Annotated in this window: 26 protein-coding genes and 3 tRNA genes; 10 read left to right on the top strand and 19 right to left on the bottom strand. The window is 69.5% G+C overall.

Annotated features, from left to right (window positions below; genetic code table 11):
• Positions 1-695: 695 nt before the first annotated feature.
• From U5C87_RS00690 to U5C87_RS00675, 4 genes are all read left to right on the top strand, one after another.
• Positions 696-1,307: a hypothetical protein gene (locus U5C87_RS00690; RefSeq protein ID WP_330474741.1), complete on the top strand. Its 612-nt coding sequence runs from the start codon at positions 696-698 to the stop codon at positions 1,305-1,307.
• Between the two features lie 90 nt (positions 1,308-1,397).
• On the top strand, positions 1,398-2,564 hold the full coding sequence (locus U5C87_RS00685) for a helix-turn-helix domain-containing protein (RefSeq protein ID WP_330474740.1): 1,167 nt from the start codon (positions 1,398-1,400) through the stop codon (positions 2,562-2,564).
• Between the two features lie 207 nt (positions 2,565-2,771).
• Positions 2,772-3,095 (top strand): hypothetical protein, encoded by a 324-nt coding sequence (locus U5C87_RS00680; RefSeq protein ID WP_330474739.1) that lies wholly within the window; start codon positions 2,772-2,774, stop codon positions 3,093-3,095.
• On the top strand, positions 3,088-3,426 hold the full coding sequence (locus U5C87_RS00675) for a hypothetical protein (protein WP_330474738.1): 339 nt from the start codon (positions 3,088-3,090) through the stop codon (positions 3,424-3,426). Before U5C87_RS00680 ends, U5C87_RS00675 begins: the two co-directional genes overlap by 8 nt.
• A gap of 326 nt (positions 3,427-3,752) precedes the next feature.
• On the opposite strand, the gene U5C87_RS00670 is transcribed toward U5C87_RS00675, so the two are convergent.
• Positions 3,753-4,136: a type II toxin-antitoxin system death-on-curing family toxin gene (locus U5C87_RS00670; RefSeq protein WP_330474737.1), complete on the bottom strand. Its 384-nt coding sequence runs from the start codon at positions 4,134-4,136 to the stop codon at positions 3,753-3,755.
• A complete protein-coding gene (locus tag U5C87_RS00665; protein ID WP_330474736.1) occupies positions 4,133-4,666 on the bottom strand; it encodes a Panacea domain-containing protein in 534 nt (177 codons plus the stop codon). Before U5C87_RS00665 ends, U5C87_RS00670 begins: the two co-directional genes overlap by 4 nt.
• 60 nt (positions 4,667-4,726) lie before the next feature.
• On the opposite strand from U5C87_RS00665, the gene U5C87_RS00660 reads away from it, so the two are divergent.
• Positions 4,727-5,155, top strand: coding sequence for a tyrosine-type recombinase/integrase (locus U5C87_RS00660; RefSeq protein ID WP_330474735.1), 429 nt, complete (start codon positions 4,727-4,729; stop codon positions 5,153-5,155).
• Between the two features lie 133 nt (positions 5,156-5,288).
• Here U5C87_RS00660 and U5C87_RS00655 read toward each other — a convergent pair.
• Positions 5,289-5,362: transfer RNA gene (locus U5C87_RS00655), tRNA-Phe, on the bottom strand.
• Between the two features lie 223 nt (positions 5,363-5,585).
• On the opposite strand from U5C87_RS00655, the gene U5C87_RS00650 reads away from it, so the two are divergent.
• Complete coding sequence (locus U5C87_RS00650) at positions 5,586-6,161, top strand: YceI family protein (protein WP_330474734.1); 576 nt, start codon at positions 5,586-5,588, stop codon at positions 6,159-6,161.
• Positions 6,162-6,214: 53 nt separating this feature from the next.
• On the opposite strand, the gene U5C87_RS00645 is transcribed toward U5C87_RS00650, so the two are convergent.
• Positions 6,215-6,736: a hypothetical protein gene (locus U5C87_RS00645; protein ID WP_030199468.1), complete on the bottom strand. Its 522-nt coding sequence runs from the start codon at positions 6,734-6,736 to the stop codon at positions 6,215-6,217.
• Positions 6,737-6,854: 118 nt separating this feature from the next.
• The gene (locus U5C87_RS00640; protein WP_030199472.1) at positions 6,855-7,886 is read right to left on the bottom strand and encodes a M12 family metallopeptidase; all 1,032 of its coding nucleotides are present in this window, start codon (positions 7,884-7,886) and stop codon (positions 6,855-6,857) included.
• 174 nt (positions 7,887-8,060) lie between these two features.
• Here U5C87_RS00640 and U5C87_RS00635 point away from each other — a divergent pair, with 174 nt between their 5' ends.
• On the top strand, positions 8,061-9,497 hold the full coding sequence (locus tag U5C87_RS00635) for a GuaB1 family IMP dehydrogenase-related protein (protein WP_330474733.1): 1,437 nt from the start codon (positions 8,061-8,063) through the stop codon (positions 9,495-9,497).
• Between the two features lie 211 nt (positions 9,498-9,708).
• Here the strand turns inward: U5C87_RS00635 and U5C87_RS00630 are convergent, their stop codons facing one another.
• The 3 genes from U5C87_RS00630 to U5C87_RS00620 are packed head-to-tail and all read right to left on the bottom strand — an operon-like array spanning position 9,709 to position 12,778.
• The gene (locus tag U5C87_RS00630; RefSeq protein WP_330474732.1) at positions 9,709-10,395 is read right to left on the bottom strand and encodes an HAD family hydrolase; all 687 of its coding nucleotides are present in this window, start codon (positions 10,393-10,395) and stop codon (positions 9,709-9,711) included.
• Positions 10,396-10,399: 4 nt separating this feature from the next.
• Positions 10,400-11,692 carry a fatty acid desaturase family protein gene (locus U5C87_RS00625; RefSeq protein ID WP_330474731.1) on the bottom strand — a complete coding sequence of 431 codons (1,293 nt, stop codon included), beginning with the start codon at positions 11,690-11,692 and terminating at the stop codon, positions 10,400-10,402.
• Between the two features lie 15 nt (positions 11,693-11,707).
• Entirely contained in the window at positions 11,708-12,778 is a 1,071-nt protein-coding gene (locus U5C87_RS00620; RefSeq protein ID WP_330474730.1) for a ferredoxin reductase, read from the bottom strand.
• A gap of 156 nt (positions 12,779-12,934) precedes the next feature.
• Between U5C87_RS00620 and U5C87_RS00615 the strand changes: the two genes are divergently transcribed.
• Positions 12,935-14,068 carry a PucR family transcriptional regulator gene (locus tag U5C87_RS00615; protein WP_330474729.1) on the top strand — a complete coding sequence of 378 codons (1,134 nt, stop codon included), beginning with the start codon at positions 12,935-12,937 and terminating at the stop codon, positions 14,066-14,068.
• Between the two features lie 114 nt (positions 14,069-14,182).
• On the opposite strand, the gene U5C87_RS00610 is transcribed toward U5C87_RS00615, so the two are convergent.
• From U5C87_RS00610 to U5C87_RS00560, 11 genes are all read right to left on the bottom strand, one after another.
• Positions 14,183-15,139 (bottom strand): D-2-hydroxyacid dehydrogenase family protein, encoded by a 957-nt coding sequence (locus tag U5C87_RS00610; RefSeq protein ID WP_330474728.1) that lies wholly within the window; start codon positions 15,137-15,139, stop codon positions 14,183-14,185.
• Between the two features lie 79 nt (positions 15,140-15,218).
• Positions 15,219-15,292 (bottom strand) — tRNA-Asp (locus U5C87_RS00605).
• A 32-nt stretch (positions 15,293-15,324) separates the two neighbouring features.
• Positions 15,325-15,397, bottom strand: a tRNA-Glu gene (locus U5C87_RS00600).
• Positions 15,398-15,489: 92 nt separating this feature from the next.
• Positions 15,490-16,536 carry a PHP domain-containing protein gene (locus U5C87_RS00595; protein ID WP_330474727.1) on the bottom strand — a complete coding sequence of 349 codons (1,047 nt, stop codon included), beginning with the start codon at positions 16,534-16,536 and terminating at the stop codon, positions 15,490-15,492.
• Between the two features lie 50 nt (positions 16,537-16,586).
• The gene (locus tag U5C87_RS00590) at positions 16,587-17,465 is read right to left on the bottom strand and encodes a hypothetical protein (RefSeq protein WP_330474726.1); all 879 of its coding nucleotides are present in this window, start codon (positions 17,463-17,465) and stop codon (positions 16,587-16,589) included.
• Positions 17,462-17,965: a SigE family RNA polymerase sigma factor gene (locus tag U5C87_RS00585; protein ID WP_330474725.1), complete on the bottom strand. Its 504-nt coding sequence runs from the start codon at positions 17,963-17,965 to the stop codon at positions 17,462-17,464. Before U5C87_RS00585 ends, U5C87_RS00590 begins: the two co-directional genes overlap by 4 nt.
• 135 nt (positions 17,966-18,100) lie before the next feature.
• Positions 18,101-18,646, bottom strand: a complete 546-nt coding sequence (locus U5C87_RS00580; protein ID WP_330474724.1) for an NUDIX hydrolase — start codon at positions 18,644-18,646, stop codon at positions 18,101-18,103.
• A gap of 212 nt (positions 18,647-18,858) precedes the next feature.
• Complete coding sequence (locus U5C87_RS00575; RefSeq protein ID WP_330474723.1) at positions 18,859-19,467, bottom strand: methylated-DNA--[protein]-cysteine S-methyltransferase; 609 nt, start codon at positions 19,465-19,467, stop codon at positions 18,859-18,861.
• On the bottom strand, positions 19,460-19,960 hold the full coding sequence (locus tag U5C87_RS00570; RefSeq protein WP_330474722.1) for an RNA polymerase sigma factor: 501 nt from the start codon (positions 19,958-19,960) through the stop codon (positions 19,460-19,462). Before U5C87_RS00570 ends, U5C87_RS00575 begins: the two co-directional genes overlap by 8 nt.
• Before the next feature lie 182 nt (positions 19,961-20,142).
• Entirely contained in the window at positions 20,143-20,655 is a 513-nt protein-coding gene (locus tag U5C87_RS00565) for a methylated-DNA--[protein]-cysteine S-methyltransferase (protein ID WP_330474721.1), read from the bottom strand.
• Entirely contained in the window at positions 20,652-21,695 is a 1,044-nt protein-coding gene (locus tag U5C87_RS00560) for a cation diffusion facilitator family transporter (protein ID WP_443082093.1), read from the bottom strand. The genes U5C87_RS00565 and U5C87_RS00560 overlap by 4 nt, the downstream gene beginning before the upstream one ends.
• Before the next feature lie 152 nt (positions 21,696-21,847).
• Here U5C87_RS00560 and U5C87_RS00555 point away from each other — a divergent pair, with 152 nt between their 5' ends.
• A complete protein-coding gene (locus U5C87_RS00555; protein ID WP_330474720.1) occupies positions 21,848-22,042 on the top strand; it encodes a CsbD family protein in 195 nt (64 codons plus the stop codon).
• Positions 22,043-22,235: 193 nt separating this feature from the next.
• Positions 22,236-24,632 (top strand): phosphoketolase family protein, encoded by a 2,397-nt coding sequence (locus tag U5C87_RS00550; RefSeq protein WP_330474719.1) that lies wholly within the window; start codon positions 22,236-22,238, stop codon positions 24,630-24,632.
• The last annotated feature ends 35 nt before the right edge of the window (positions 24,633-24,667 follow it).

The raw sequence follows: 24,667 nt of genomic DNA, 5'->3' as shown, positions 1-24,667 counted from the left end.
TGTGGCCAGGGGCGGGGTCGAACCGCCGACCTTCCGATTTTCAGGTGTTGGCGGTTCGCTGGGCGAGTCCCGATGCGTCGTCACCCGAGCTGTGGTCGGCCGACGGGGTCCCCGCGACGGCTGACGCGGTCTGGTCGTGTTGCTATCAACGGCGCTATCACCGCGCGCCACGCGCCATAGCTGCCCGGCACTCTCATAGCGGCCAGCACCAGGGCCCCGGTCAGCGGGTCAAGGGTCGAGCTTGCTCGAGCGCGAAGGGACGCGTTGCGCCCTTGACGCGTTGGCCGGGGTCCGGACGATCTGGCTGCAGGGTGTCGGGCTTCGTCGAGCCCAGGTCCAGTTGTGGCTGGGCCCGTGCGAGGACGGCGCGTTAGCGCCGCCCGCAGCAGGGCCGTGCGCCGGCGGAGCCGGCGCCTTGACGGAGAAAAGACAATCCTCACGACCGCGCTTCGTCCCGAACTCGCGGCAGTGTCATCGAGAAGGGCCATCCACGCGAGAGGGCCACCGCTCGGCGGCGCTGAGTACCCACGACGGGGTGTCGGTCCTGCGGTACATCCTTGCTGTACTTAGGGGAGCGCCCACGGCCATCGGCGAGCGGCCTGATGCGACAGCCAGGCCCGCGCAGGCCAGGGGAACGACGCGCTGAAGTGTGACATCTGTTTGAAACTCTTTCTCGGATATGTCACACTCTCCGCATGGACAGACTCCACTCCTTGGCCGACGAACTTCGCGAGGTCTTCAGCGAGCGCGGTCATGCGATCGATAAGGCGTTGAGCAGGGACGTCGCCTTCCGGCGGACGAAGCGGCCCAAGTCCACTCTTGTCCGTGAGCTGGTCCTGACTGGCGTCGAAGGGGCAACTACCAAGCTTGGGCTTTCCTGCATCCCCGTGGTTGGCGGGAGTTGCGACGTCCAGGACATCGTCGAAGGTGTGGACCGACGTTTCCGCGTTTTGAAGGCGGGGATCGCGCCTGAGACCGGTGAGTACGACATTGTGGCGAGCAGCGATGCGATCTTGACGGTCACGGAAGCTGAGCCCGACGCACTCTTTCCCACAGAGCGCTGGGTGCTGGGCTACACCGTTGATGACGAGGGCATGCTCGTCGATCTGTTCGCCGCCAAAGTCCTAGGGCTTTCGGAGGACTCTGTTCCGCGACTTGTTCTCGGCCCCGTCACGGAGCTCGGCCTCTCGGGTTCACGACCAACTCCCACCGGCGGCGGCTTTCATCCTGTGGACGAGGACGACCTGGAAGGTATGGATGCGGGCGAGGTTGGCGAGGACGAGGACGGATTGGCCTCTGGCGCTTGATTCGCTGCTCTTCGGTCAATCGTCGATGACTTCTTCATTCTTCGTCCCGCGCATTTCGCGGGCTCGCTCTTCCAGCGGACAGGGCCAAAAGTGAGCACCTTTATAGACACCCAACGAGTTCAGCTTCTTCGGAGTGCGCGAGGGCTGACGCAAACAGATCTCGCCAACGCATTGGACGTGCCCTCAAGCACGTTTGCGAGGATCGAGAATGGCCGCCTCGAGGCGGATGAATCGGTGATTGAGGTAATTGCCCGAAGCCTTGGTTGCTCCCCAAAGGTCCTCACTACTCCTATCTTCGATGTGCTTTACACCCGCCCGTGGCTGCGCGCCTACGCTGATGCCCCGAAGAAGACTGTTGATCAATACGTGGCCGACACGCTTCTAGCGGTGGAGAACATCGACTCGTTGCATCTGCGCCGGATGCCAGATCGGCTTCCCGCCTTTTCGGGTGACCCGCAGGACGAAGCCGACGTTGACGACTTTGCCCTCGAAGTCCGTCAGGCAGCAGATGTGCCGATGGAGAGCGGGGTGCCGAATGTGACCCGTGCCGCGGAACGCCTTGGATGTGTGGTCCTTCCGATGGACCATGAGCTAGGCAAGCACCTAGGTTTGTCGACACGTGTTGACGACGTCCCAGTGATTCGGGTGAGCCGTGCTGGTGAGCGGGTGCCCGGCGATCGTCAGAGGTTCACGATGGCGCACGAGCTGGGGCATATTCTTTTGCACTCTACGTGTCCTCCTCCGGACTCGTCAGAGCAGGCTAGGGAGATTGAGAAGCAGGCGCATCGATTTGCGTCGGCGTTCCTCCTCCCCGGGGACGCTTTCCTTGAGGATCTATCCACCGCGAGGGGTAATCGCGTCACGCTGTCATCGTTGCTTGCGCTGAAGGAGCGATGGGGTGTCGCAATTAAAGCGATGGTTGTGAGGTTGCAGCAACTGGGGCGGATCGACTCAGACCAAGCGCGTAGCCTCTACAAGCAGATCTCGGCGCGCGGATGGAACACGGGGGAGCCTATCTTCGTGGGCAACGAGCGCGCGGTCTGGTTGACGAAAGCCCTCGATCGTCGCTTCCCAGGCGGGACTGCGTACGCAGATGCCGCTCGAGTGGCTGGGCTCGATGTGTCCTGGTTCGAAAGCTGGACGAACTGGGATGAGCTCTCGGAGCCGTCAGCAGAAGTGCTGGCTTTCGCGCCGCGGGCGGGGAGGCGCACAAGGGTGGGCACGGGGGGCTCGGTTACTCGCCTAGGGCAGCAATAGCGACGACCTTGTCAGCCCCGCGACGCGCCCGTTTCTCTTCCATGCCTGCTCATCGAGCTGATGGGCAGGTGACCCAGTCACGGGCTGGCTCGCAAAGGCGTCTGACCCGGGCTCACCTGGTGGCGGGTGGCAAGACTTTCCACCCTAGCGCGAACTTCGGGTGGTCCAGTAGCCTTCAGTCCCGGGGCTACAGGGGAGGGGATGTCCATGAGTCAAGAGGTGGTAATCGCCCAGAGCGTGCAGGCGGTCAGCACGGCTCTGGGTGAGGTGCTCAAGACCTACCAACTCAGTCGAACGGTGCGGCGTGCGGAAGTCGTGGCATTGCGCGAGAAGGTGACGGAGGCGCGCGCGGCCGCGGGCGCACATGCGCGCGGCCGGTTGATCAGGACCAACTTGGAAGAATTGATCGAGACCCAACGGTTGATCGATTCTGAAGGACTTCGCGGGGATGCCCTTACCTACGCAATGGAGCAGTTGCGCCTCCTGAACATTGAGTTGAAGCGTAACTTTGAGGCGTTTGCACGTGGCTAGCATCTGGAAGCGCGAGAAGAAGGTCCCGCCGTCCGAGAATGTGCCTGACATCACGATAACGAGCACTGCGACCTCGACGAGTGCTCCCATGCCGTCAGAGGGAAGGTCTACCCCCAAGACCATTCCCGGGGTGCCGGAGATCAGGCCCTCCTCGGTGGGGAGTGATGACCTCACCCTAGATCTAATGCGTCTCATCGGCTCCGCGATCGACGAGTGGTCGCGCAGGCATGGATTAGAGAATATGCCCCGAGACATAGTCTTTGAACAGGCTCTCTTGGCGCTGAATGAGGTTCAGCGCGCTGCCGACCAGCGTGGGCAAAAGGAGCACTGACAGGCATATGGCATATTTCCTCGTAGCTGCTATCGTCTTAATCACTCTCATTTTTTGGTTTTTAGGCGGATTTGATTGGCTTCATGAGATTTACCGCCATGAACGGGCTCGTCACCTTGGAGCCCAGGCAAGGTCTCGCATACGCGCTCGTCGCCGAGGGCGCTAAGCTCTGCACCAGTAGCTCTAGTTCCTCCACCGGAGGCGGCGAGGACGGCGCGACAGCCCCGCCCGCAGGCGGCGCGCCGGCGCAGCCGGCGTCTTGATCTGATAGAGGCCAACTCTGCAGCGGCCCGAGGCGAGCGTGTCGTGGAAATCCCGAGGCGCGGCTAGTTCGCGCCGGCGAGCCGATCGTTGAACCAGACAGCCGCCCGAATCTCTGGTGCTTCCGCGCCCGCAAGGCTACGCACGAACTCGTCGACCTCTTCCTGCGAGGTGTCGACGACGTATTGGCAATTAAGGGACAAGAACGCGACACTTGACAGCCATGCCAAGCGCTTGTTTCCGTCTGTGTATGCCTGAACCCGCTGGATGCCATCCAGAAGTTTGCCGGCCTTCTGGGCGATCGTTGGGTAAGGGTTATGGCCGAAGGGCGTCTGGAAGGGCGCTGCGACGGCGCCTTCTAGCGCGCCGGGATCGCGAAGAAGGCCCGCGGCGATCTGCTCTACGTAGATGCCGCGGACCCTCTCCGCTGTGATGACTACGAGAGTCACTCAGACAGCAACTCCAAGGCCCTCCGCCACTCGTCGGCGCCCTGAGCCGCGGCGGCCGACGTCTCCTCCGCCGTCGCCTCTCGCTGGGCTTCAGTCATTTCGGGCCTCTCCGGGCCACGCCCTGCGATGGCCTCAGACGTGTAGAAGCGCCTCATGGCGTCCTGCGTGATCTCGTCGCTGCACCGTGAGTTGGTTGGCCGGTCCCCCCAAACGTCCTTCCAAGGGGCCTCGTTGTGCGATAGCCGCCCGAGTTGCCAGCCCCACTGCGAGCCGTAGTACTCCAAGACAGCGTCCACCGTCGCCGCTTCCGACGGCGTCAGCGTGGTCGCATCTGGCGCATCGTCGCGGTGGCGGATGGTGGGCACAACCGGACCGAGCTGCCACGCCTCGATGCGCTCGGCGAACAGAGGACGACCGTCCCAAGCAAGCGCCCAGGACTGGGCGTAGTACATGAGCTTCTGCAGTTGAACCTCTCCAGAGATGTCCTTCTTCGCGGTGATGTATCGCATCACGTCGACTGCGGTGGCCATGCGCCCCTCCCCTCATCGGCATACTCGTCAATCGGACCGTTTGAACCGGTTCCTATAGCCATGGTGGCACAACTGGTCAAATTCGCTACGTCGCACACAGAAGATGTCGCAGGTGCGCCACCGTGTCCCGCGCCCTTAATCGACGTGCCCGCGGCTAAGATCGCGCAGAGCAAGGAGCGGCTGGCTGCCGGCCCCGCGTGGCACGAGACGGGCATGGTCTTCGCCTCGGCGGTCGGCACGCCGATGGAGCCGGACAACCTCCGGCGCAGCTGGTACCGGGTGCGCCAGGTCCTACCGGAGCCGTTGCCTCGCTTCCACGACCTGAGACACACCTGCGTGACGCTCCTGCTGACCGAGGGGGTGGCGCCACACATCGTCCAGGAAATCGTAGGGCACAGCGCGATCGACGTGACGATGACGATCTACGCGCACACGTCGCTGGACGAGAAGCGAAAGGCTCTCCAGCTGCTGGGGGAGCGGCTCGCCTGATGCCCGCTGCTATCACCGCTGCTATCAACCGGTCGCAAAAGGGACAAGAAACAGCCGCTGTCCGCGGCCCGGGGGCCGTGCGGAACGACGAAGCCGCAGGTCAGCGTCATACTGACCTGCGGCTCCGGTGTTGTGGCCAGGGGCGGGGTCGAACCGCCGACCTTCCGATTTTCAGTCGGACGCTCGTACCAACTGAGCTACCTGGCCGGGACAACGAGTGGAACTATAGCCGACCGCTGCGCCCATCCCGCAAACCGTCTGCGCCGGCGCCACCCGGGGCCGCCGGCCCGCGAGCGGGTATGGGCAGGACGGCCGTTCGGGGGCCGCGGGCCAGGCGTACTTGCGATCGCCGCTTGGGAAGTGAAAGATTCAAGCATCCCGGTCGTGAGAGGATGCCGCGACTCATCAACCGACCCGCAGGGGAGAGATCATGACCGACCACGGATCCGCGCTCAGCGGGGACTGGGACTTCGACCCGGCCCACACCCGTATCGGGTTCTCTGCGCGCCACGCGATGGTGACGACGGTCCGTGGCTCCTTCAACGACGTGACCGGCCGCCTCTACGCCGACGTCGAGGACATGTCCAAGTCCTACGCCGAGGTCGTCCTCAAGGCCGCCAGCGTCGACACCCGCAACCAGCAGCGGGACGACCACCTGCGCAGCGCCGACTTCTTCGACGTCGAGAAGTGGCCCGACATCCGCTTCGAGAGCACGCAGATCGAGGAGGTCGAGGAGAACGCCTACATGGTCTCGGGCAACCTGACCATCCGCGACATCACCAAGCCGGTCACGATCCCGATCGAGCTCGTGGGCGTGCAGGCCGACGCGCAAGGCGCCCTGCGCGCGGGCTTCGAGGGGTCGCGCCGCATCAACCGCCGCGACTTCGGCCTCGAGTGGAACATGCCGCTCGATGCCGGCGGCGTCCTCGTCTCGGAGAAGATCTCGCTCGAGTTCGAGATCTCCGCCGTCAAGCGCGGCAGCGACCAGTCCGCAGACCAGGGCTGAGCCCGCAGTCCACCGAGCCCGACAAGCCCGACAAGCCCGCCGAGTCCGGCGACTCAGGCAGCAGGACCCTTGGTGCGCACGTCCGCGACGTGCGACATCGCCTCGCGCAGCTCGCCGAGCCAGTCGCTCTCGTGCTGGCCGACGAGCTTGACGCACCACGCCAGCGCCTCCGCGCGTGACCGGGCGACGCCCGCGTCGACGAGCGTGTCGAGGACGAGCCGCTCGCGCTGGCGCAGCCGCGTCATCGCCGGTGCCGCGACGTGGGTGAACAGCTCCGTGCGGTCGCCGACGCGCACGGCCCACGAGACCTTGCGCTCGAAGCGGTGCTCGGCCTCGCGCGCGATCTCGATCCGCCGCGCCCGCGTGTCCTCGCGGAAGGCCTTGGTGCGCCCGGCGCGCGCCTCGTCGCGCTCGGCGTCGCTCGACCCGTCGGGCAGGTCGACGTCGGCGACCGTGAGCACGACGGTGATCTCCTCGCGGTCGACGGTGATCTCGGGTGGCGTCGCGCGCCACTCCTCGGGCAGGCGGCCGACGAACCAGCCGCGTACTCGCTCCAGTGCTTCGTTCGTAATCATGTAATCAGGATTACTCGATTACGAACGACGGTCAACGCCTTACGCCCGAGGCGAAGAACGAGGACGTATGCCGGCGGGTGGCGGCCACGCGGCATACGTCCTCGGTGGAGGGGTGGCGTCAGCGGCGGCGGGCTCGGATCGAGTAGGCACCGGTGCCGCTCGCGGCGTGGTGGCGCACCTGGGCGACGTAGCGTCCCGGCGTCAGGCCGGCCCGCACGCGCGCGTTGACGCCGTAGCCCCCGTCGTCGTCCTCGCCGACGAGGTCGGTCTCGCTGTTCGGCCCGAAGAGCGTCAGGAAGACGTCGGTCGAGCCGCGCGTCGTCACCTCGTAGAGGCCGTCGCTCGCGACGTCGAAGGCGTAGAGGTCCTCCTCGCCGGCCGCCCCGATGCTGGCGTCGACCTTCGGCCCGTCGACGGTCAGCGTCACGGCGTCACCGACGACGGGCGCGGACCGCGGGTACATCGCGGCGCCCGAGACGAACGCCTTGTCGAGCGCCGAGGGCACGTCGTTGGCGTGAGTGGCGACGCCGTTGAGCGTCCACGACGCGGGGAAGGAGTAGAGCATGATCGAGTCGGGGTCGAACTGGGTGCCCTTGATCTGGTCCAGCGCGTACTTCATGAAGACGTTGTGGCGCACCTTCGCCTCGTCCCACCGGTTCGGCGGGCCGGCGAGGGCCGCGATGACGACGGGCTCGTTCCACTGGATGCCGCCCTGCGGGTTCGAGTGCTCGTGCGCGAGCCCGATGGCGTGGCCGAACTCGTGCCCCGCCGTGCCGCCGTCGAGGAAGCCGAGGTTCATCGTCGCCTCGTCGGCCGGGATGCTCTTGATGTCGGTCCCGACGTAGGACCACGCGCCGTCGTTGGGGTCGAAGGAGATCCGGATGTCGGCGTCCGGGTGGTCGCCGAAGTCGAAGGCGATGTTGCACGCCGCCTGCCACCAGGCGGCCTGCTCGCGCGCCGTCGCCTGCTGCTGGGGTGTGCCCTCGAGGAAGCGCACCTTGAGCGTCGTCCCGTTCATCCACGCCTTGCCGATGGGTGAGATCGCGCGGTCCGCGCCGTTGGGCCCGGGGAGACCACGCTCGCGCCGGTGAGGGCGCATCAGGTCCCTGGGAAGGATCCGGTCGAAGCACACGTGCGGTGCATCCGTCATGGCGATACCCCAATCCGTCCGGGGCGCAAGCGCGTCCACCGACCATCGTCCTCCCGAGGGGCGTCCCGCACAGGCGAAACGGGCGTATGCCGTCACCCCGGGTCAGGCCGTCCGCCGCGGTCCGCGTGCCGTCCCGCGTGGTGGGGCCGGGAGGGGCGCCTAGAGTTGGTGACCGTGCAGTTCCTCAACGGCCTCCAGCCCCAGCTCGACCTCACCTACGACGACGTCTTCATGGTGCCGAGCCGCTCGTCGGTGACGAGCCGCCTCGACGTCGACCTGTCGACCGTCGACGGGTCGGGCACGACGATCCCGCTCGTCGTCGCCAACATGACGGCCATCGCCGGCCGCCGCATGGCCGAGACGGTCGCGCGGCGCGGCGGCATCGCCGTCATCCCGCAGGACATCCCCGTCGAGGTGGTCCGCGACGTCGTCGGCTGGGTCAAGCAGCGCCACCTCGTGCACGACACCGCGATCACGCTCGAGCGGCACATGACCGCCGGTGAGGCGCTCGTGCTCATCGGCAAGCGCGCCCACGGCGCAGCTGTCGTCGTCGACGGGCCCAAGCCGGTCGGCATCGTCACCGAGAAGGACCTGACCGGCGTCGACCGCTACACGCAGGTGCACGACGTCATGCGCGAGGACATGCTCGTGCTGCCCGACTCGGTCGAGCCTCAGGAGGCCTTCGAGCGGCTGTCGGACGCGCGTCGCAAGGTCGCCCCCGTGGTCTCCGAGCACGGCGAGCTCGTCGGCATCCTCACCCGGGGCGGGGCCATCCGGGCCGGGCTCTACCAGCCGGCCGTCGACGACGACCGACGCCTGCGCGTGGCCGCTGCCGTCGGCATCAACGGTGACGTCGCGGCCAAGGCCGCCGAGGTGCTCGACACCGGCGCCGATGTCCTCGTCATCGACACCGCCCACGGGCACCAGGACAAGATGATCGAGGCGCTGCGGGCGGTGCGTGCGCTCGACCCGCGCGTGCCGGTGGTGGCCGGCAACGTCGTCTCGGCCGCCGGCACCCGCGAGCTGATCGAGGCAGGCGCCGACATCGTCAAGGTCGGGGTGGGTCCCGGCGCGATGTGCACGACGCGCATGATGACCGCCGTCGGTCGCCCGCAGTTCTCCGCTGTGCTCGAATGTGCCACGGCTGCAAGGGATCTCGGCAAGCACGTCTGGGCCGACGGTGGCGTCCGGCACCCGCGCGACGTCGCGCTCGCGCTCGCGGCCGGCGCGTCCAACGTCATGATCGGGTCGTGGTTCGCCGGCACCCTCGAGTCGCCCGGCGACCTCTACACCGACAACGACGGGCGGCAGTACAAGGAGTCGTTCGGCATGGCCAGCTCGCGGGCGGTGCGCAACCGCACGGCGAGCGACACGGCCTACGACCGCGCGCGCAAGGCGCTCTTCGAGGAGGGCATCAGCACGGCCCGGATGTACGTCGACCCGTCGCGCCCGTCCGTCGAGGACGTCATCGACGAGATCGTCGCCGGGCTGCGCAGCAGCTGCACGTATGCCGGTGCGCGCACTCTCGAGGAGTTCCACGAGCGGGCGGTCGTCGGCCTCCAGAGCACGGCCGGCTTCGCCGAGGGTCGCCCCCTGCACACCTCGTGGTGACACCAGGGATGAGGCGGTTCTCGTAGCGAACTGGGCACTCGACTGGTTCCTCTCGTCGAGTGCTCGTCTCCCGACGAGCGGTTCTCGTAGGAAACTGAGCACTCGACTGGTTCCTCTCGTCGAGTGCTCGTTTCCCGACGAGCGGTTCTCGTAGGAAACTGGGCACTCGACGGAGGCCCGGGGAGCGCGCGGCATACGCCCTCGGTGGGGTTCAGTGGCGCTTGCGTCCGACCTCGACGACGCGCCAGCCACGCTCCCGGGCGAGCTCGCGCAGCTCCCCGTCGGGGTTGACGGCGACGGCGGTGCCGACTCGCTCCATCATCGGCAGGTCGCTGATGGAGTCGCTGTAGGCCGTGCAGCGCTCGAGGTCGTAGCCGCGCTCGGCGGCCAGCTTCTCGATCTCGATGACCTTGCCTGCGCCGTAGCAGAACTCGCCGGCCAGGTGCCCGGTGTAGCGGCCCTCGTCGTCGAGCTCGCTCCGGGTGGCGACGGCCCCCTCGAGCCCGAGCGCGGTCGCGATGCGGCTGACGAGCTCGATGGGCGAGGCGGACACGACGATGCGGTCCTGGCCGAGCGCCTTGCAGTCCGACAGCAGGGTCATTGAGGCTGGGATGGCCTTGCGGACGATGCCCGGGGTGATGGCGTCGGTGAGGTGGATGATGTCGGACTGCCGGATGCCGGCGACGGCACGGAGGATCCGCTCACGCAGTGCCTCCGAGCCCTCGTCGGTGGATCCCTTGCGGTGGAAGGAGATCGCGTTGAACGTGTCCTTGACGAGGTCCTTCCACGGCACGTGGCCGCTGCGGAAGGCGGCGATCGCGAGCGGGTAGTTCGCAGATCCGCGGATCAGGGTGCGGTCGAGGTCGAAGAAGGCGGCCGTCGGCACGGGTCGTGCCACCGCCTCACCCGACACGCGCCACCATCGGCAGGGCGGCGCTGCGGCGCGGCGGGACCGGTGCGTTGACGGCATCGGTCGCACCCTTGGGCAGCGGGCGCGGGCGGTTCGGCAGGGCGAGGCGGAAGACCTTGGCCCACGCCTGGTAGACCTGCTTCGGCATCGGCCCGGTCGTGTAGGGCAGGCCGTAGCGCTGACAGATCTCGCGCACCTCGACGGCGACCTCGTGGTAACGGTTGCTCGGCAGGTCGGGGAAGCAGTGGTGCTCGATCTGGTGGCTGAGGTTGCCGGTCATCAGGTGCATCAGCTTGCTGCCGGAGATGTTGGCCGAGCCGAGCATCTGGCGGATGTACCAGTCGCCGCGGGTCTCGCCCTCGATCTCCTCCTCGGTGAAGACGTCGACGCCGTCCGGGAAGTGACCGCAGAAGATGACCGAGTGAGCCCAGACGTTGCGGATCGCGTTGGCGGTGAAGGTGCCGAGGAGGGCCTGCTTGCCCGATCCGAACGGCACAGCGGCGAGCGGGGTCGCGGCGTAGTCCTTGGTGAACTGGCGGACCACCTTGCGGCCCAGCGCCTTGAGGTCCTTCTTGAGGTCCTCCTTCGACTTCTCGCCCTCCTGGACTGCCTCGAGCTCGAGGTCGTAGATCGCGATGCCCCACTCGAAGAAGGGAGCCAGGATCCCGTTGATGACGGGGTTGAGGATGTTGAAGGGACGCCACGGCTGGTCCTCGGCCATGCGGAGCGTGGAGTAGCCCACGTCCTTGTCCTTGCCCAGGACGTTGGTCCACGTGTGGTGCAGGTCGTTGTGGGTGTGCTTCCACGCCGCCGCGGGAGTGACGAAGTCCCACTCCCAGGTCGTGGAGTGGATGTCGGGGTCGCGCATCCAGTCCCACTGGCCGTGCAGGACGTTGTGGCCGATCTCCATGTTCTCGAGGATCTTCGCGACACTGAGCATCGCGGTGCCGGCGACGAAGGCCGACTTCTTCTTCGACAGCAGGAGCGTGGCCCGGCCGGCCACCTCGAGGGTGCGCTGGACGCGGATGACACGCCGGATGTAGGCCGCGTCCTTGGCGCCGCGCGAGGCGATGATGCGGTCGCGGATGGCGTCGAGCTCCTGGCCGAGGCGCTCGACATCGGCCTCGGACAGGTGCGCGGCGGCGCTCGGGCGCTTGACAGGTCCGCCGGACGCCGCGAGGACCGGCTTCTTGGGCCGGATCGTCGTCGCGGTGCCTGCAACGGCACCGACGGCGTCGGCGGCGCCGGTGGGCGTCGTCGTCGGTCGGTTCGTGGTGGCGGTCATGGGGTGTTTCCCTTCCTAGATGTCCAGGTGGACGGGTCCGGCGGCCGCGTTGACGCAGGTCTGGATGAGCTCGCCCTCGTCGCCGTGGACCTCGCCGGTGCGCAGGTCGCGGACCTTGCCGGCCACGAGCGGGACGAGGCAGCTGCGGCAGATGCCCATGCGGCACCCGCTCGGCATGACGACGCCGCACTCCTCGCCGGCCTCGAGGAGGGGGACGTCGCCGCCCACCTCCAGCTCCTTGTCCGACTTCTCGAACGTCAGCAGGCCGCCCTCGCCGCCGGATCCCTCCAGCAGCACGGGGGCGAAGCGCTCGATGGTGAGGTGGGGGTGGGCAGGGTCCTCGCCGTCGCGCAGCCACAGCTCGGTCGCCGCGTCGAGGAAGTCCGTCGGACCGCAGGCGTATGCCGCCCGCTCACGCCAGTCGGGACAGAGCGTCTCGAGGTCGGTGACGTCCGAGAGGTCGAGGCGCCGGCCGCCTTCCTCGCGGGTGAACCGGTGGCGCACCGTGAGGCCGGGGAACTGGTCGGCCAGCTCGAGCAGCTCGTCGTGGAAGAGCGCTTCTTCGCGGGTGCGTGCCGAGTGGATGAGCACGACGTCGGCGTCGGGCCGGCGCGGCACGAGCGTCCGGATCATCGACATGACCGGTGTCAGGCCGCTGCCGGCCGTGAGCATCAGGAGCGGGCGCGGGTGCTCGGGGAGCACGAAGTCGCCCTGCGGGGTGTCGAGGAAGAGGATGTCGCCGACCTTGGTGTCCCGGGCCAGCGCGGTCGAGACGACGCCGATGGCGGTGACCGTGATGGCCGGGTCGTGGCCGACGGCGGCGGACAGCGAGTAGCTGCGCCACTGGCGCACGCCGTCGATCTCGACGCCGATGCGGGCCCACTGGCCGGCGGCGTGGGGGTTCCAGCCGCGGCCCGGGCGGAAGTGGATCGTCGTCGAGTCGGCGGTCTCGCGGACCACCTTCGTCACGACGCCGCGCAGCTGCCGGGCCGATGCCAGCGGGTTGACGAGGTTCAGGAAGTCCTCGGGCTCGCGCGGGGTCGTCAGGAGCGACGCCACACGTCGGAGAGCACGGAACTGAGTCATGGTTCCATCATGGTGTTCACAGGGCCCGCGCGTCTTGGGGCGACGCGTACTCTTTGAGTCAAGAAACTGTTGCGTCACGACAATTTGCTGGAGGCCGACGTGGCACAGGACACATCAGACCCACCGTGGTTGTCTCTGCCCGCCGAAGTGGCAGTCGTGCTCCGACCGGTCGTGCGCGACATCGTCGAGGCCATCATCGACGGCATCCCGCGCGACGTCCCGGTCTACGCGATGCCCATGGAGGGCCGCTTCGGGCAGGGCGTGCGCCAGGGCGTGACGATCGCGCTCAACCGCTTCCTCGACCTGCCCGGCACGCGTCTGCCGGCCCTGTCCGACGACGGGAAATGGGTCTACGAGAATCTCGGCCGCGGCGAGGTGCGGTCCGGCCGCAGCCTCGAGTCGCTGCTCGCCGCCTACCGCTACGGGGCACGCGTCACCTTCCGCGCCATCTCGCGCACGGTGGACGTCTCGCAGATGCCGCCCGACGCGCTGCTCGCGCTGGGGGAGTCGCTCTTCGCCTACATCGACGAGCTGTCGGCGGCGAGCGCGCAGGGCTACGCGCAGGAGCAGTCCGAACGGGCCGGCGAGCAGGTGCGGCTGCGTGGTGAGCTGCTCGAGATGATCCTGCGCGGTGACTCCAGCGACGGCGGCGTTCCTCGCCTGGCCGCCGCCGTCGGGTGGACGCTGCCGGAGGTCGTCGGGGTGGCGCTCGTGCCGTTCCCGCACGTCGACGGGCTGCGGACGGCTCTGGGGCCGGACGCTCTGGTCGCCGAGCGCGGCACCGACGTCGTCGTCGTCTTCCCGTATGCCGCTCGCTCGGCCCGCCCTCGTGACCTCGACCGCGCCCTGCGGGGTCGTCGGGCCATCGTCGGGCCGCCCCGGCCGTGGCAGCAGGCGGGGGAGTCGCTGCACCTCGCGACGTCCGCGGGCGCGCACGGCGTCGGGCCCGCCCCGGACCAGGCCGACGCCGAGACCTCGCCGGTCTGGGTCGAGGACCACCTCGCCGAGCTGGTCGTGCACGCCGAGCCGCTCGCCACCGACGACCTGGCGCGCACGCGCCTCGCGCCGCTCGACGGCCTGCGCCCGGCCGCCCGTGAACGCCTCACCGAGACGCTCCTGGCCTGGCTGCGACACCAGGGCCAGCGCGCCCCGATCGCCGAGGAGCTCTTCGTGCACCAGCAGACCGTCGGCTACCGCGTCGCCCAGCTCAAGGAGCTCTTCGGTGACGTGCTCGACGACCCCGAGGTGCGGTTCGAGCTCGAGCTCGTCCTGCGCGCGGGCCACCGCTGAGCGGGACGCGGCCACCCCGCATACGCCCTCGGGGACCGGTGAGGTCGGGCGCGAGATCGCGCACCTGACGTCGCCAGGGCGCACCGCGCGCCCGATCTCGCGCCGGATCTCGCGTCAGAGCAGGCGGATCGGGGACCCCACGAGGTAGGCCGTCACGTCCTCGACGACGCCGCCGAAGAAGGTCGCGTAGACGTCGCTCGTGACGTAGCCGAGGTGGGGCGTCAGGAGCGTCCGTGGCGCGGTGCGGAGCGGGTGGTCGGCGGGCAGCGGCTCCTCGTCGAAGACGTCGAGCCCGGCGCCGCCGAGGTGGCCCCGCTCGAGGGCGGCGAGCAGCGCGTGCTCGTCGACGATCGGCCCGCGTGAGGTGTTGACGAGCAGGGCGTCGGGGCGCATCAGGGCGAGCTCGCGGCCGCCGACGAGCCCTCGCGTGCCGTCGGCGAGCGGCAGGTGGACCGAGACGACGTCAGAGGTGGCCAGGAGCTCGTCGAGCGCGACGGCCCGGGCGCCGGCGGCCTCGGCTCGGGCGGGCGTGAGGTTGCGGCTCCACGCCACGACGTCCATCCCGAAGGCGCGCCCGACGGCCGCGACCTGCGAGCCGATCCGGCCGAGTCCCAGCAGGCCCAGGGTGTGGCCGCTGAGGTCGCGCCCGACCGTCGTCTGCCAGCCACCGTCCCGGACGGCCGTGGCCTCGGGGACGAGGTGCCGCGCCAGCCCGAGGACCAGCGCCCAGGTCAGCTCCGCGGGGGCCGTCGCGAGGCTCTCGGTGCCGCAGACGGTGATGCCCGCGGCGCTCGCGGCGGCCACGTCGATGCTCGGGTTGCGGCGGCCGGTCGTGACGACGAGCCGCAGGCGGGGGAGGGCGGCCAGCACGTCAGCCGGCAAGGGCGTGCGCTCGCGCATGACGACGACGGCGTCGTAGGGCTCGAGCCGCTCCACGAGCGCGTCCGGCTCGCTGACGTGGTCGCGGAAGACCTCGACGGTGCACGGCGTGCGGGGGTGGTCGGTCACGGCCGACCAGTCGGCACTGGTCAGGGCCACGCCCTGGTAGTCGTCGAGCACCGCGATCCGCACGCGCCCACCCTAGGAGACGGGCAGGCCCCCGGAACGGCAGAAGCCCCGCTCTCTGGTGAGAGCGGGGCTTCTGTGCGAGCGACCCCGACCGGGCTCGAACCGGCGACCTCCGCCGTGACAGGGCGGCGCGCTAACCAACTGCGCTACGGGGCCTTACTGGGTGGTGCGTGTCGAACTGTACTGCGTATCCCCAACGGGATTCGAACCCGTGCTGCCGCCGTGAAAGGGCGGAGTCCTAGGCCGCTAGACGATGGGGACCTGCCCGACCTATCCGTTGGGACGTCGAAACTATATGGGAGTTTCCGGCACCGTCCAAATCGGCTCCCGAGGCCGCTCCGAGGGGTGCCGGATCAGCCCTTGGCCCAGGCTCGGACGTCGTCGACGGGCCACGTCGTGACGATGCGCTCGGCGGGGATGCCGAGCCGCTCGGCCCGCTCGCAGCCCAGCGACTTCATGTCGAGCTGGCCCGGCGCGTGGGCGTCCGAGTCGATGCTGAAGAGGCACCCGAGGTCACGGGCGAGCTCGATGAGCTCGTCGGGCGGGTCGCAGCGCTCGGGGCGGGAGTTGATCTCGACGGCGACGTCGTTCTCGAGGCAGGCTCGGAAGACCTTCTCGGCGTCGAACTGCGACGGGGGCCGCTTGCCGCGGCCTCCGGTCACGAGCTGTCCGGTGCAGTGGGCCAGGACGTTGGTGCGTGGGTTGCGCACGGCGGTCACCATGCGGGGGGTCATCTCGAACGACGGCTGGCGCAGCTTGGAGTGGATCGAGGCCGTGACGACGTCGAGCTGGTCGAGCATGTCGTCGTCCTGGTCGAGGCTGCCGTCGAGGTGGATGTCGACCTCGATGCCCCGCAGCAGCGTGAAGGAGTCGCCGAGGCTGGCGTTGATCGCGTCGACCCGCTTCAGCTGGTCGGTGAGGCGCTCGCGGCTCAGGCCGTTGGCGACCCTGAGCCGCGGCGAGTGGTCGGTCAGGGCCATCCACTCCTGGCCGAGCTCGACGGCCGCGAGCACCATCTCCTCGATGGGGCTGCCACCGTCGCTCCAGTTGGAGTGCGCGTGCAGGTCGCCCCGCAGCGCGGCGTAGAGAGCCTCGCCCCCGCGGGTCAGTGGCTCCCCGTGCTTCTCCTCGGTAGAGACGAGGTAGGCAGGCAGGACCCCGCGCACCGCCTGGCCGATGATCGCGGCGCTCGAGTCGCCGATTCCCTTGATCTGCTTGAGAGTTCCGGCCTCAACCCGCTCACGCAGCTCGTCGTCGCTGATGAGCGTGATCGCCTCGATCGTCTTGCGGAAGGCGTCGATGCGGTAGCTGCTCTCGCGTCCCCGCTCGAGCAGGAAGCAGATGCGGCGCAGCGCGTCGATCGGGCTGATCGGGGCCTGCGGAGGGGTCGGCTGCTCCATGTCCGGCAGCCTAACCGCGCCGACCGACGCGAGATCGGCTCAGGGCGGGCTCACTGCTGCAGGGGCGGCAGCGTGCTCCCGTCCGGCAGCTTGCCCGGCGCCGTCTGCGTGGACGGGACGACCCGGACGATGTCGCCGTACTGCTGCGCGATGAGACCGGGGGAGGAGCCCTCGTCCGCCATGACGACGACCTGGTCGGCGCGGGCGTCCTGCGTGACGGCGATGATCTCGATTCCCTTGGAGCGCCACAGCATCCGCTGGTCGACGATCTCCTTGGCGACCTTCTCCTTCTCGGCCAGCGTATGGCTCATGACGACGAACTCCACATCGGTCGGTGACGGCATCGCACGCGTCACGAGGTCCTCCAGGGCGGGGTCGTGGCGGGTGACGACGACGGCCAGACGGGCACCCCCGGCGTCGACGGCATACGCCCCCGAGAAGACGTCTGGCCATCGGGAGGCCACGGTCGGCTCGACGGCCGTGAATGCGGTGGTCTGCGGCGTCGAGAGGGTGCCGAACCACCGCGTCGTGTCGCGCGCCGGCGGGACTGATGGAGCAACGCCGGGGCTGCCCGCCGCGCCGTGCCCCGAGAGCGACTGCGGACTGCGGGCACCGTCGCCCGCGCCGGCACTTGACGACGAATCCTTCATGACCTCAGCCGAACCCGCGCTCGTGGCGCTCGACGACCCGCCGTGACTGCCGGCCAGCCACGTGCCGCCGACGGCCCCCACGACGACCACCGCCGCTGCTGCGCCGAGGAGCGCGGAGCGGCGCCGCGAGGTGCGCGCACGGCCGCGCATCAGGGCGCGCTGGGCGAAGAGGTCGTCGCGCGGTGGTTCGAGGTCGTTCATGGTGGACAGCGCCTTTCGCAGCTGCAGCTCGCCCTCCTCCGGGGCGGTGGCGGGGCCCCGCGTCGTGTCGTCGCTCATGGAAAGGCTCCCGCCCCGGTCAGTGGTGGTTCGGCGAGTCGGTCGCGCAGGACGGCGAGCCCGCGCGAGATCTGGCTCTTGATGGTGCCTTCGGCGACGCCGGTGCACTCGGCGATCTGGGGCACCGTGAGGTCCTCCCAGAAGCGGAGGACGAGGACGGCGCGCTGCTTCTCCGGCAGGTCGCGCAAGAGGTCGGCCAAGGTCAACGCGAGCTCGCGGTCGTGGTCGGTCGTCGCGGGCTCGGGGGCCTCGTCGGTGAGGATCTCGCGGCGCCGCTTGCGCTGGTCGTTGAGGTAGAGGTTCATCATCGTGCGTCTCGTGTAGGCCGTCTCGGCACCCGTGGCGATGCGCGGCCAGGCGACGTAGACGCGGGCCAGCGCCTCCTGGACGAGCTCGTCGCCGTCGGCCCAATTGCCGCAGAGCAGGTAGGCGCGTCGGCGCAGCATCGTCTGCCGCTCCTCCACGAAGCTGCGGAACGCCGCCTCGTCCCTGCGTCTCATGTGTCCCCGTCGGTTCCGGTGGTCAGGGTGTGAGTCTCTCGTACACCCCTATGGACACGTGGCCACCACGATCCGTTGCAGGCGCCGACGACTTCTTTCGTATGCCGTGTGCCGGGCTCGCGCAGGCCCTCGCCCTCAGCCCACCCGGCCGAGGGCAAGGAGCGCGAACATCAGGGCCGCGACCGTCTCGGCGTCGTCGATGGCGCCGTCACGGACCATGCCCAGCACCTCGCCGACGGGGACGCGCCGGACCTGACCGATGCCCTCCTCGGCGCGGGCGGCCTCGTCGTCGACGGCCAAGGGCGACAGGCCGGTGGCGAGGTAGACGACCTCGGGAGCCTGGCAGATGCCGTTGAGGGCGTTCATCGTGCCGACCTGCCGCCAGTGCTCGGCCCGGAGCCCGGTCTCCTCGGCGAGCTCGCGGCGGGCGGCGACGAGGGGGTCCTCGCCGTCGGTGCCGCCGGCGGGGACCTCGACCGACGGGCCGACGGTGTGCCGGTCGACCGTGACGAGGACGACCTCGTCGTCGTCGGTCAGGGGCACGACGAAGACCGCCGGCTGCCGCACCTCGAGCACCCCGTAGATGCCGTCGGCCCCGTCGGGCCGGGTGACGGCGTCCTCCCGGACGCGGATCCACGGGTTCTCGTAGACGACGTGTGTCTCACGCACGGGCCACGTCACGAGGGCTCTCCAGGGCACATGCCCCGATCGTGCCACCCCCGCCAACTCGAGTGGCCCCGTCGTCCCACCCTCCTGCCACATCGAGTGAGCGCCCCGCCCCACCCCATCCGCAGTCGAGTGAGCGCCCAGCCCCACCCCATCCGCAGTCGAGTGAGCGCCCAGCCCCAGCCCATTCGGAGTCGAGTGAGCGCCCCGTCCCATCGTGGGAGTCGTCACGCTGCCCGCTCGAGGGCGAGCAGGCGCTCCTTGGCCGGCAGGCCGCCGAGGTAGCCGCCGAGAGTGCCGTCCGAGCGCAGCACGCGGTGGCACGGCACGACGATCGGCAGCGGGTTGGTCGCGCAGGCCGATCCGACCGCGCGCACCGCCTTAGGGCTGCCCGAGGCCACGGCGACCTCGCCGTAGCTCTCGGTCGAGCCGTAGGGGATCTCGCTGAGGTGGCGCAGCACCGTCAGTCGGAAGCCCCGGGCCAGGCGCAGGTCGAGGGGCACGTCGAAGGCGTGCCGACGGCCGGCGAAGTAGTCGTCGAGCTCGCGGGCCAGCAGGTCGAGGCGGTGGCCTCCGCGCAGGATGCGCGAGCCGATGGTCGCGCCGAGCGACTCGAGGACCCGGTCGTGGTCCTCGACCTCGAAGGCGACGCGCACGACACCCTCCTCGGTCGCCGCGAGCAGCAGCGCCCCGACGGGTGAGTCGACGACGCGGAAGGTCGCGTCGAGGGACGACTCCGCCGACGCGCGGTCGACGAGCGCCGCGTGGAGTGCGTCCAGGCGCTCGCGGTCTCCGGGGCTGGGCTCGGTCAGGAGCTGGATCGTGTGGTCAGACATGGAGGCTCACCCTTCCGTCAGGTGCGTAGGTGGTCCGGAGCCGCGCTATGCCGTCGGCCGCCGCGCGGCGCGCTGCCGCGGGCGTGCCGCCGACGATGCGGGCGACCTGGGGGTGGGGCAGGCCGGCGACGTGGTGGTAGGCCACGCAGAGGCGCTGCTTCTCGGGGAGGGCGGCGACGGCGTGCCAGAGGTCTGCGTCGGGCAGTGCCTCCTCCGGCTGGTCGCCGCGTGGGGCGGTGGCATCGGGCACTTCGCCGACCGGGACCGCGTGCCGGGCGCCGGCCCGGGCGACGTCGATCGCCTTGCGGTGCGCGATGGTGACGAGCCACGCCCGGACGTTCGCGTCGTCGGGCAGGTCCGGCCAGGCGCGCAGGGCCGACAGGAACGTCTCGGACCACGCGTCGTCGGCCTCCGTGGGGCCGAGCACGGCGCGGCAGACGCGCAGCACCACGGCCCCGTGCTCGGTGACGGCCTGCTCGAACGGTTGCAACATGTCCTGTAGACGCTCCGGCCTGCGCAAGTGTGAGGTCACCAGTGTGGCGGACGGGACGGGGCGGCCACTCGAGCGGGAGGCGTGGGGTTGCGGGGCCACTCGACGGGGAGGCGTGGGGTTGCGCGGCCACTCGAGTGGGAGGCGTGGGGTTGCGGGGCCACTCGAGTGGGGCGGGGGCCTCGTCAGAAGAGGCGGCCGGACCGGTCGGCCGGAGGCTCCTCGAGCGCGAGGAGGTAGCGCTTGCGATCCAGCCCACCGGCATACCCCACGAGGGAGCCGTCGGCGCCGATGACGCGGTGGCACGGCACGACGACGGCGATCGGGTTGCGGCCGCTGGCCGTGCCGACGGCCTGGGCGAGGTTGCGGTCACCGAGCGCGACCGCCAGCTGCCCGTAGCTGCGGGTCTCGCCGTAGGGGATCTCGCGCAGCAGTGCCCACACCCGCTGGTGGAAGGCGTCACCGCGCGGCGCGAGCGGCAGGTCGAACTCGGTCAGGGCTCCGGCGAAGTACGCGGCGAGCTGCACCGCTGCCGCCGCGAAGGGCTCGTCGGCCTGATCCCCGACCTCGCCGAGGACGTCGGGGTGCTCAGGGCGGTACTTCGCGGCATCCATGAGCAGGTGCGTGACGGCGCCGGCCTCGGCCACGACGGTCAGGTCACCGATGGGCGAGGGCACGACGACGTGCGTGGGGCTCATGCGTCGTCGTCACCCTTGGCCGGCGGCGCCGAGGCCCCCTGGGGAGCCGGCCCGTGCGCGGCGACGATGTCGTCGTGCGTGGGGATGGGGAACTCGGCGGCGTAGTCGCCGTAGGCGCGGGGGTCCTCGGACGGCTCGAGGTGGCAGGTCAGGGTGATCTCGCCGAACTCGCGGTGGACGGCGTCCTCGACCTCCTCCATGAGGTCGTGGCCCTGCTGGACGGTCCACGCGCCGGGCACGAGCACGTGCACCTCGGCGAACCGGTGGTGGCCGGAGACGCGGGTGCGCAGGGCGTGGAAGTGGACCTCGCGCGTGACGAAGCGCGACAGGATCTCGGCGATCGCGCGGTTGTCCTCCTTGGGCATCGAGATGTCCATCAGGCCCTCGGTGGACTCGCGGATGAGCTTCCACCCGGTCCAGACGATGTTGACGCCGACGAGGAAGGCGATGACGGGGTCGAGCCGCTCGACGTGGGTCAGGCCGACGAGGAGCACGCCGACGACGACGCCGGCGGAGGTCCACACGTCGGTCATGAGGTGCTTGCCGTCGGCGGTGAGCGTCAGCGACCGGTAGCGCCGCCCGGCGCGCAGCAGGACCACCGCGACCGCGCCGTTGACGGCCGACGCAACCATGGAGATCGCGAGGCCCAGCCCGACGTTCTCGATCGGCCGCGGGTTGAGGAAGCGCTCGACCGCGGTGTACATGATCACGAGGGCGGCGACGAAGATCATCATCCCCTCGATCGCCGCCGAGAAGTACTCCGCCTTGGTGTGGCCGAAGTGGTGGTTCTTGTCGGCCGGCATCGCCGCGACCTTGAGGGCGATGAGCACGGCGATCGCGGCGACGAGGTTGACGACCGACTCGGCCGCGTCGGAGAGCAGGCCGACCGAGCCGGTGATGCGCCACGCGATGACCTTGAGCGTGATCGTGACGACGGCCGCCGCGATGGAGAGGTAGGCGAACCGGCTGAGGTCGCGCGTCTGCGGTCCACGGGCGGACGGCGGGGTCACCTCGGAGGCGGGGTTGGGGATCGCGGTCACGCCTCCAGTGTCGCAAAGCCCACTGACGCCGTGTGCCGTCGACCTGGTCGTGGACGTGACGTGGACCCGTCGTGGAACTGCCGCTCTGGTGGCGATGCACGGTGACCGGGTAGGGGTAGAGGCATCCGATCGAAGGCGAAAGGGGCCCTGACATGGGTATCGAAGACAAGGCCAGCAACATGGGTGAAGACCTGAAGGGCAAGGCCAAGGAAACCACCGGCAAGGTCACCGACAACGAGCGACTCGAGGCCGAGGGCGAGCGTGACCAGGCCTCGGCGGACCTCAAGCAGCGGGGCGAGCAGCTCAAGGATGCGGGCAAGGACGTCAAGGACGCCTTCGACCGCTGACCTTCCGGAGTGGGGTGGGTCGGTCCCGACGGGGGCCGGCCCACTGCTCTGTCCCGGGCCGCCCGGTGCCCGTCCCACCCGATGACGTATGCCGTGTGGCTCGGTCGGCAGGGCGCCGACCCCTTGCCAGCCCGGCCGGCGTCCGTGAGGCTCGACGGGACGACGATCACCGACCCCTCGAGAGGCGCCCGCTGTGACGACGACGACCACGACCTCCGTGCCGCCCCCCACCGCCGACGAGATCGCCGCGATGGACGCGTGGTGGCGCGCCAACAACTACCTGACGATCGGGCAGATCTACCTGCAGGACAACGCGCTCCTGCAGCGCTCGCTCGAGCCGGACGACATCAAGCCGCGCCTGCTCGGTCACTGGGGCACGAGTCCCGGCCTGTCCTTCGTCTACACGCACATGTCGCGGGTCATCCGCCACACGGGCCAGCAGACGATCTACCTCACCGGCCCCGGCCACGGCGGTCCGGCGCTCGTCGCGGCGGGCTACCTCGAGGGCACCTACTCCGAGATCTACCCGAAGGTGACGACGGACGGGGACGGCGTGCGGCGCCTCTTCCGGCAGTTCTCCGCGCCCGGCGGCATCCCGAGCCACGTGTCGGTGACGACGCCCGGCTCGATCCACGAGGGCGGCGAGCTCGGCTACGTCCTCGTCCACGCCTTCGGGGCGGTCATGGACAACCCCGACCTGCTGGCGCTCGCAGTCGTCGGTGACGGCGAGGCCGAGACCGGCCCGCTCGAGGGCTCGTGGAAGGGCATCTCCTTCCTCAACCCGCGTCGTGACGGCGCCGTGCTGCCGGTCCTGCACCTCAACGGCGCCAAGATCGCCGGCCCCACCGTGCTCGGCCGCAAGGACCCCGCGGAGGTCCGCAGCCTGCTCGAGGGGCACGGCTACGACGTGCTCGAGGTCGAGGGTGACGACGTGCCCGGCATGCACGAGCGTTTCGCGCAGGCGCTCGCGACGGCATACGACCGCATCCGCGCGATCCAGGCCGAGGCTCGCGCCGACGGCTGGACCATGGGCGAGCGTCCGCGGTGGCCGCTCATCGTGCTGCGCACCCCGAAGGGGTGGACGGGGCCGGCCGAGGTCGACGGCGTCAAGGTGACGGGAACCTGGCGCTCGCACCAGGTGCCGCTCTCAGGGGTCAAGGAGAACCCCGAGCACCTCGCCCTGCTCGAGAGCTGGTTGCGGTCCTACCGACCGGAGGAGCTCTTCGACGAGTCCGGTCGGCCCGTCGACCTCGTCCTGCAGGCGAACCCGGAGGGTGACCTGCGCATGAGCGCGTCACCGCACGCCAACGGCGGGGTGCTCACGACCGAGCTCGACCTCCCGGACTTCCGTGACTTCGCCCGGGACGTGCCGTCCCCGGCGAGCACGCGGGAGGAGTCGACGCGTGCCATCGGTGAGCTGATGCGCGAGCTCTACGTGCGCAACCCGACGACGTTCCGGCTCTTCAGCCCCGACGAGACCAACAGCAACCGGGTCGGTGCGGTGTTCGACGTGTCCGACCGGATGACGGCCGAGCGGGTGACCGACGACGACGTCAAGCTCTCGCACGACGGCCGCGTCATGGAGGTGCTGTCCGAGCACTCCTGCCACGGCTGGCTCGAGGGCTACACGCTGACCGGCCGCCACGGTCTCTTCGCGACGTACGAGGCCTTCGCGATGGTGAGCGCGTCGATGACCGTGCAGCACAGCAAGTGGCTGCAGGAGGCCAACAAGCTCGAGTGGCGCGCCAAGGTGCCCAGCCTCAACATCCTGCTGACGTCGACGGCCTGGCGCAACGACCACAACGGCTTCTCGCACCAGGGGCCCGGGCTCATCCAGACGGTCCTCAACGCGCGCGGAGAGGTGTCGCGCATCTACCTGCCGCCGGACGCGAACTGCCTTCTCTCCGTTGCGGACCACTGCTTCCGGAGCAAGAACTACGTCAACCTCATCGTCATCGACAAGCAGCCCCAGCCGCAGTGGCTGACGATGGACGAGGCCATCGCGCACTGCGCCGCGGGGGCCGGCATCTGGGACTGGGCCGGCACCGACGACGGCGACCGCGACCCCGACGTCGTGCTCGCCTGCGCCGGTGACGTCGTGACCATGGAGGTCGTCGCGGCGGCCCAGATCCTCAAGGAGAAGCTGCCGCAGCTGCGGGTCCGCGTCGTCAACGTCGTCGACCTCATGACGCTGCCGCGGGCGCGCAGCCACCCGCACGGCATGGACGACGTGCGCTTCGGTGAGCTGTTCACCGACCACGTCGACGTCGTCTTCGCCTTCCACGGCTACCACGGCGCCATCCACCAGCTCGTCCACGGCCGCCCGGACGCCGACCGCTTCCACGTGCGCGGCTTCAGCGAAGAGGGCACGACGACGACGCCCTTCGACATGGTCGTGCGCAACGGCGTCGACCGCTACTCCCTCGTCATGGACGCCATCAACAACGCGGGTCGCCAGGTGCGCGGCTCGAGCGAGGTCAAGGCGTGGTGCGAGGCCCAGCTGGCCGAGCACCAGGCCTACATCGTCGAGCACCTCGAGGACATGCTGCAGGTGCGCGACTGGGTCATGACGACCGTCGTCGAGGACTGAGCCGCGGGACAAGCGGGCGTATGCCGTGGGGCCCG

Origin of the sequence: Terrabacter sp. C0L_2, assembly GCF_036352015.1 — a bacterium.
Classification (GTDB): domain Bacteria; phylum Actinomycetota; class Actinomycetes; order Actinomycetales; family Dermatophilaceae; genus Terrabacter; species Terrabacter tumescens.
This window is presented reverse-complemented; position numbering and strand designations above follow the sequence as displayed.

What these genes read in the sequence shown, in the direction of transcription:
- U5C87_RS00680 (WP_330474739.1), top strand. Translation starts at nt 2,772, where the DNA reads ATGAGTCAAGAGGTGGTAATCGCCCAGAGCGTGCAGGCGGTCAGCACG.
- U5C87_RS00645 (WP_030199468.1), bottom strand. Translation starts at nt 6,736, where the DNA reads ATGATTACGAACGAAGCACTGGAGCGAGTACGCGGCTGGTTCGTCGGC.
- U5C87_RS00595 (WP_330474727.1), bottom strand. Translation starts at nt 16,536, where the DNA reads ATGGAGCAGCCGACCCCTCCGCAGGCCCCGATCAGCCCGATCGACGCG.
- U5C87_RS00590 (WP_330474726.1), bottom strand. Translation starts at nt 17,465, where the DNA reads ATGAGCGACGACACGACGCGGGGCCCCGCCACCGCCCCGGAGGAGGGC.
- U5C87_RS00660 (WP_330474735.1), top strand. Translation starts at nt 4,727, where the DNA reads ATGGTGGCACAACTGGTCAAATTCGCTACGTCGCACACAGAAGATGTC.
- U5C87_RS00585 (WP_330474725.1), bottom strand. Translation starts at nt 17,965, where the DNA reads ATGAGACGCAGGGACGAGGCGGCGTTCCGCAGCTTCGTGGAGGAGCGG.
- U5C87_RS00690 (WP_330474741.1), top strand. Translation starts at nt 696, where the DNA reads ATGGACAGACTCCACTCCTTGGCCGACGAACTTCGCGAGGTCTTCAGC.
- U5C87_RS00620 (WP_330474730.1), bottom strand. Translation starts at nt 12,778, where the DNA reads ATGACTCAGTTCCGTGCTCTCCGACGTGTGGCGTCGCTCCTGACGACC.
- U5C87_RS00555 (WP_330474720.1), top strand. Translation starts at nt 21,848, where the DNA reads ATGGGTATCGAAGACAAGGCCAGCAACATGGGTGAAGACCTGAAGGGC.
- U5C87_RS00575 (WP_330474723.1), bottom strand. Translation starts at nt 19,467, where the DNA reads ATGTCTGACCACACGATCCAGCTCCTGACCGAGCCCAGCCCCGGAGAC.
- U5C87_RS00665 (WP_330474736.1), bottom strand. Translation starts at nt 4,666, where the DNA reads ATGGCCACCGCAGTCGACGTGATGCGATACATCACCGCGAAGAAGGAC.
- U5C87_RS00570 (WP_330474722.1), bottom strand. Translation starts at nt 19,960, where the DNA reads ATGTTGCAACCGTTCGAGCAGGCCGTCACCGAGCACGGGGCCGTGGTG.
- U5C87_RS00565 (WP_330474721.1), bottom strand. Translation starts at nt 20,655, where the DNA reads ATGAGCCCCACGCACGTCGTCGTGCCCTCGCCCATCGGTGACCTGACC.
- U5C87_RS00640 (WP_030199472.1), bottom strand. Translation starts at nt 7,886, where the DNA reads ATGACGGATGCACCGCACGTGTGCTTCGACCGGATCCTTCCCAGGGAC.
- U5C87_RS00650 (WP_330474734.1), top strand. Translation starts at nt 5,586, where the DNA reads ATGACCGACCACGGATCCGCGCTCAGCGGGGACTGGGACTTCGACCCG.
- U5C87_RS00625 (WP_330474731.1), bottom strand. Translation starts at nt 11,692, where the DNA reads ATGACCGCCACCACGAACCGACCGACGACGACGCCCACCGGCGCCGCC.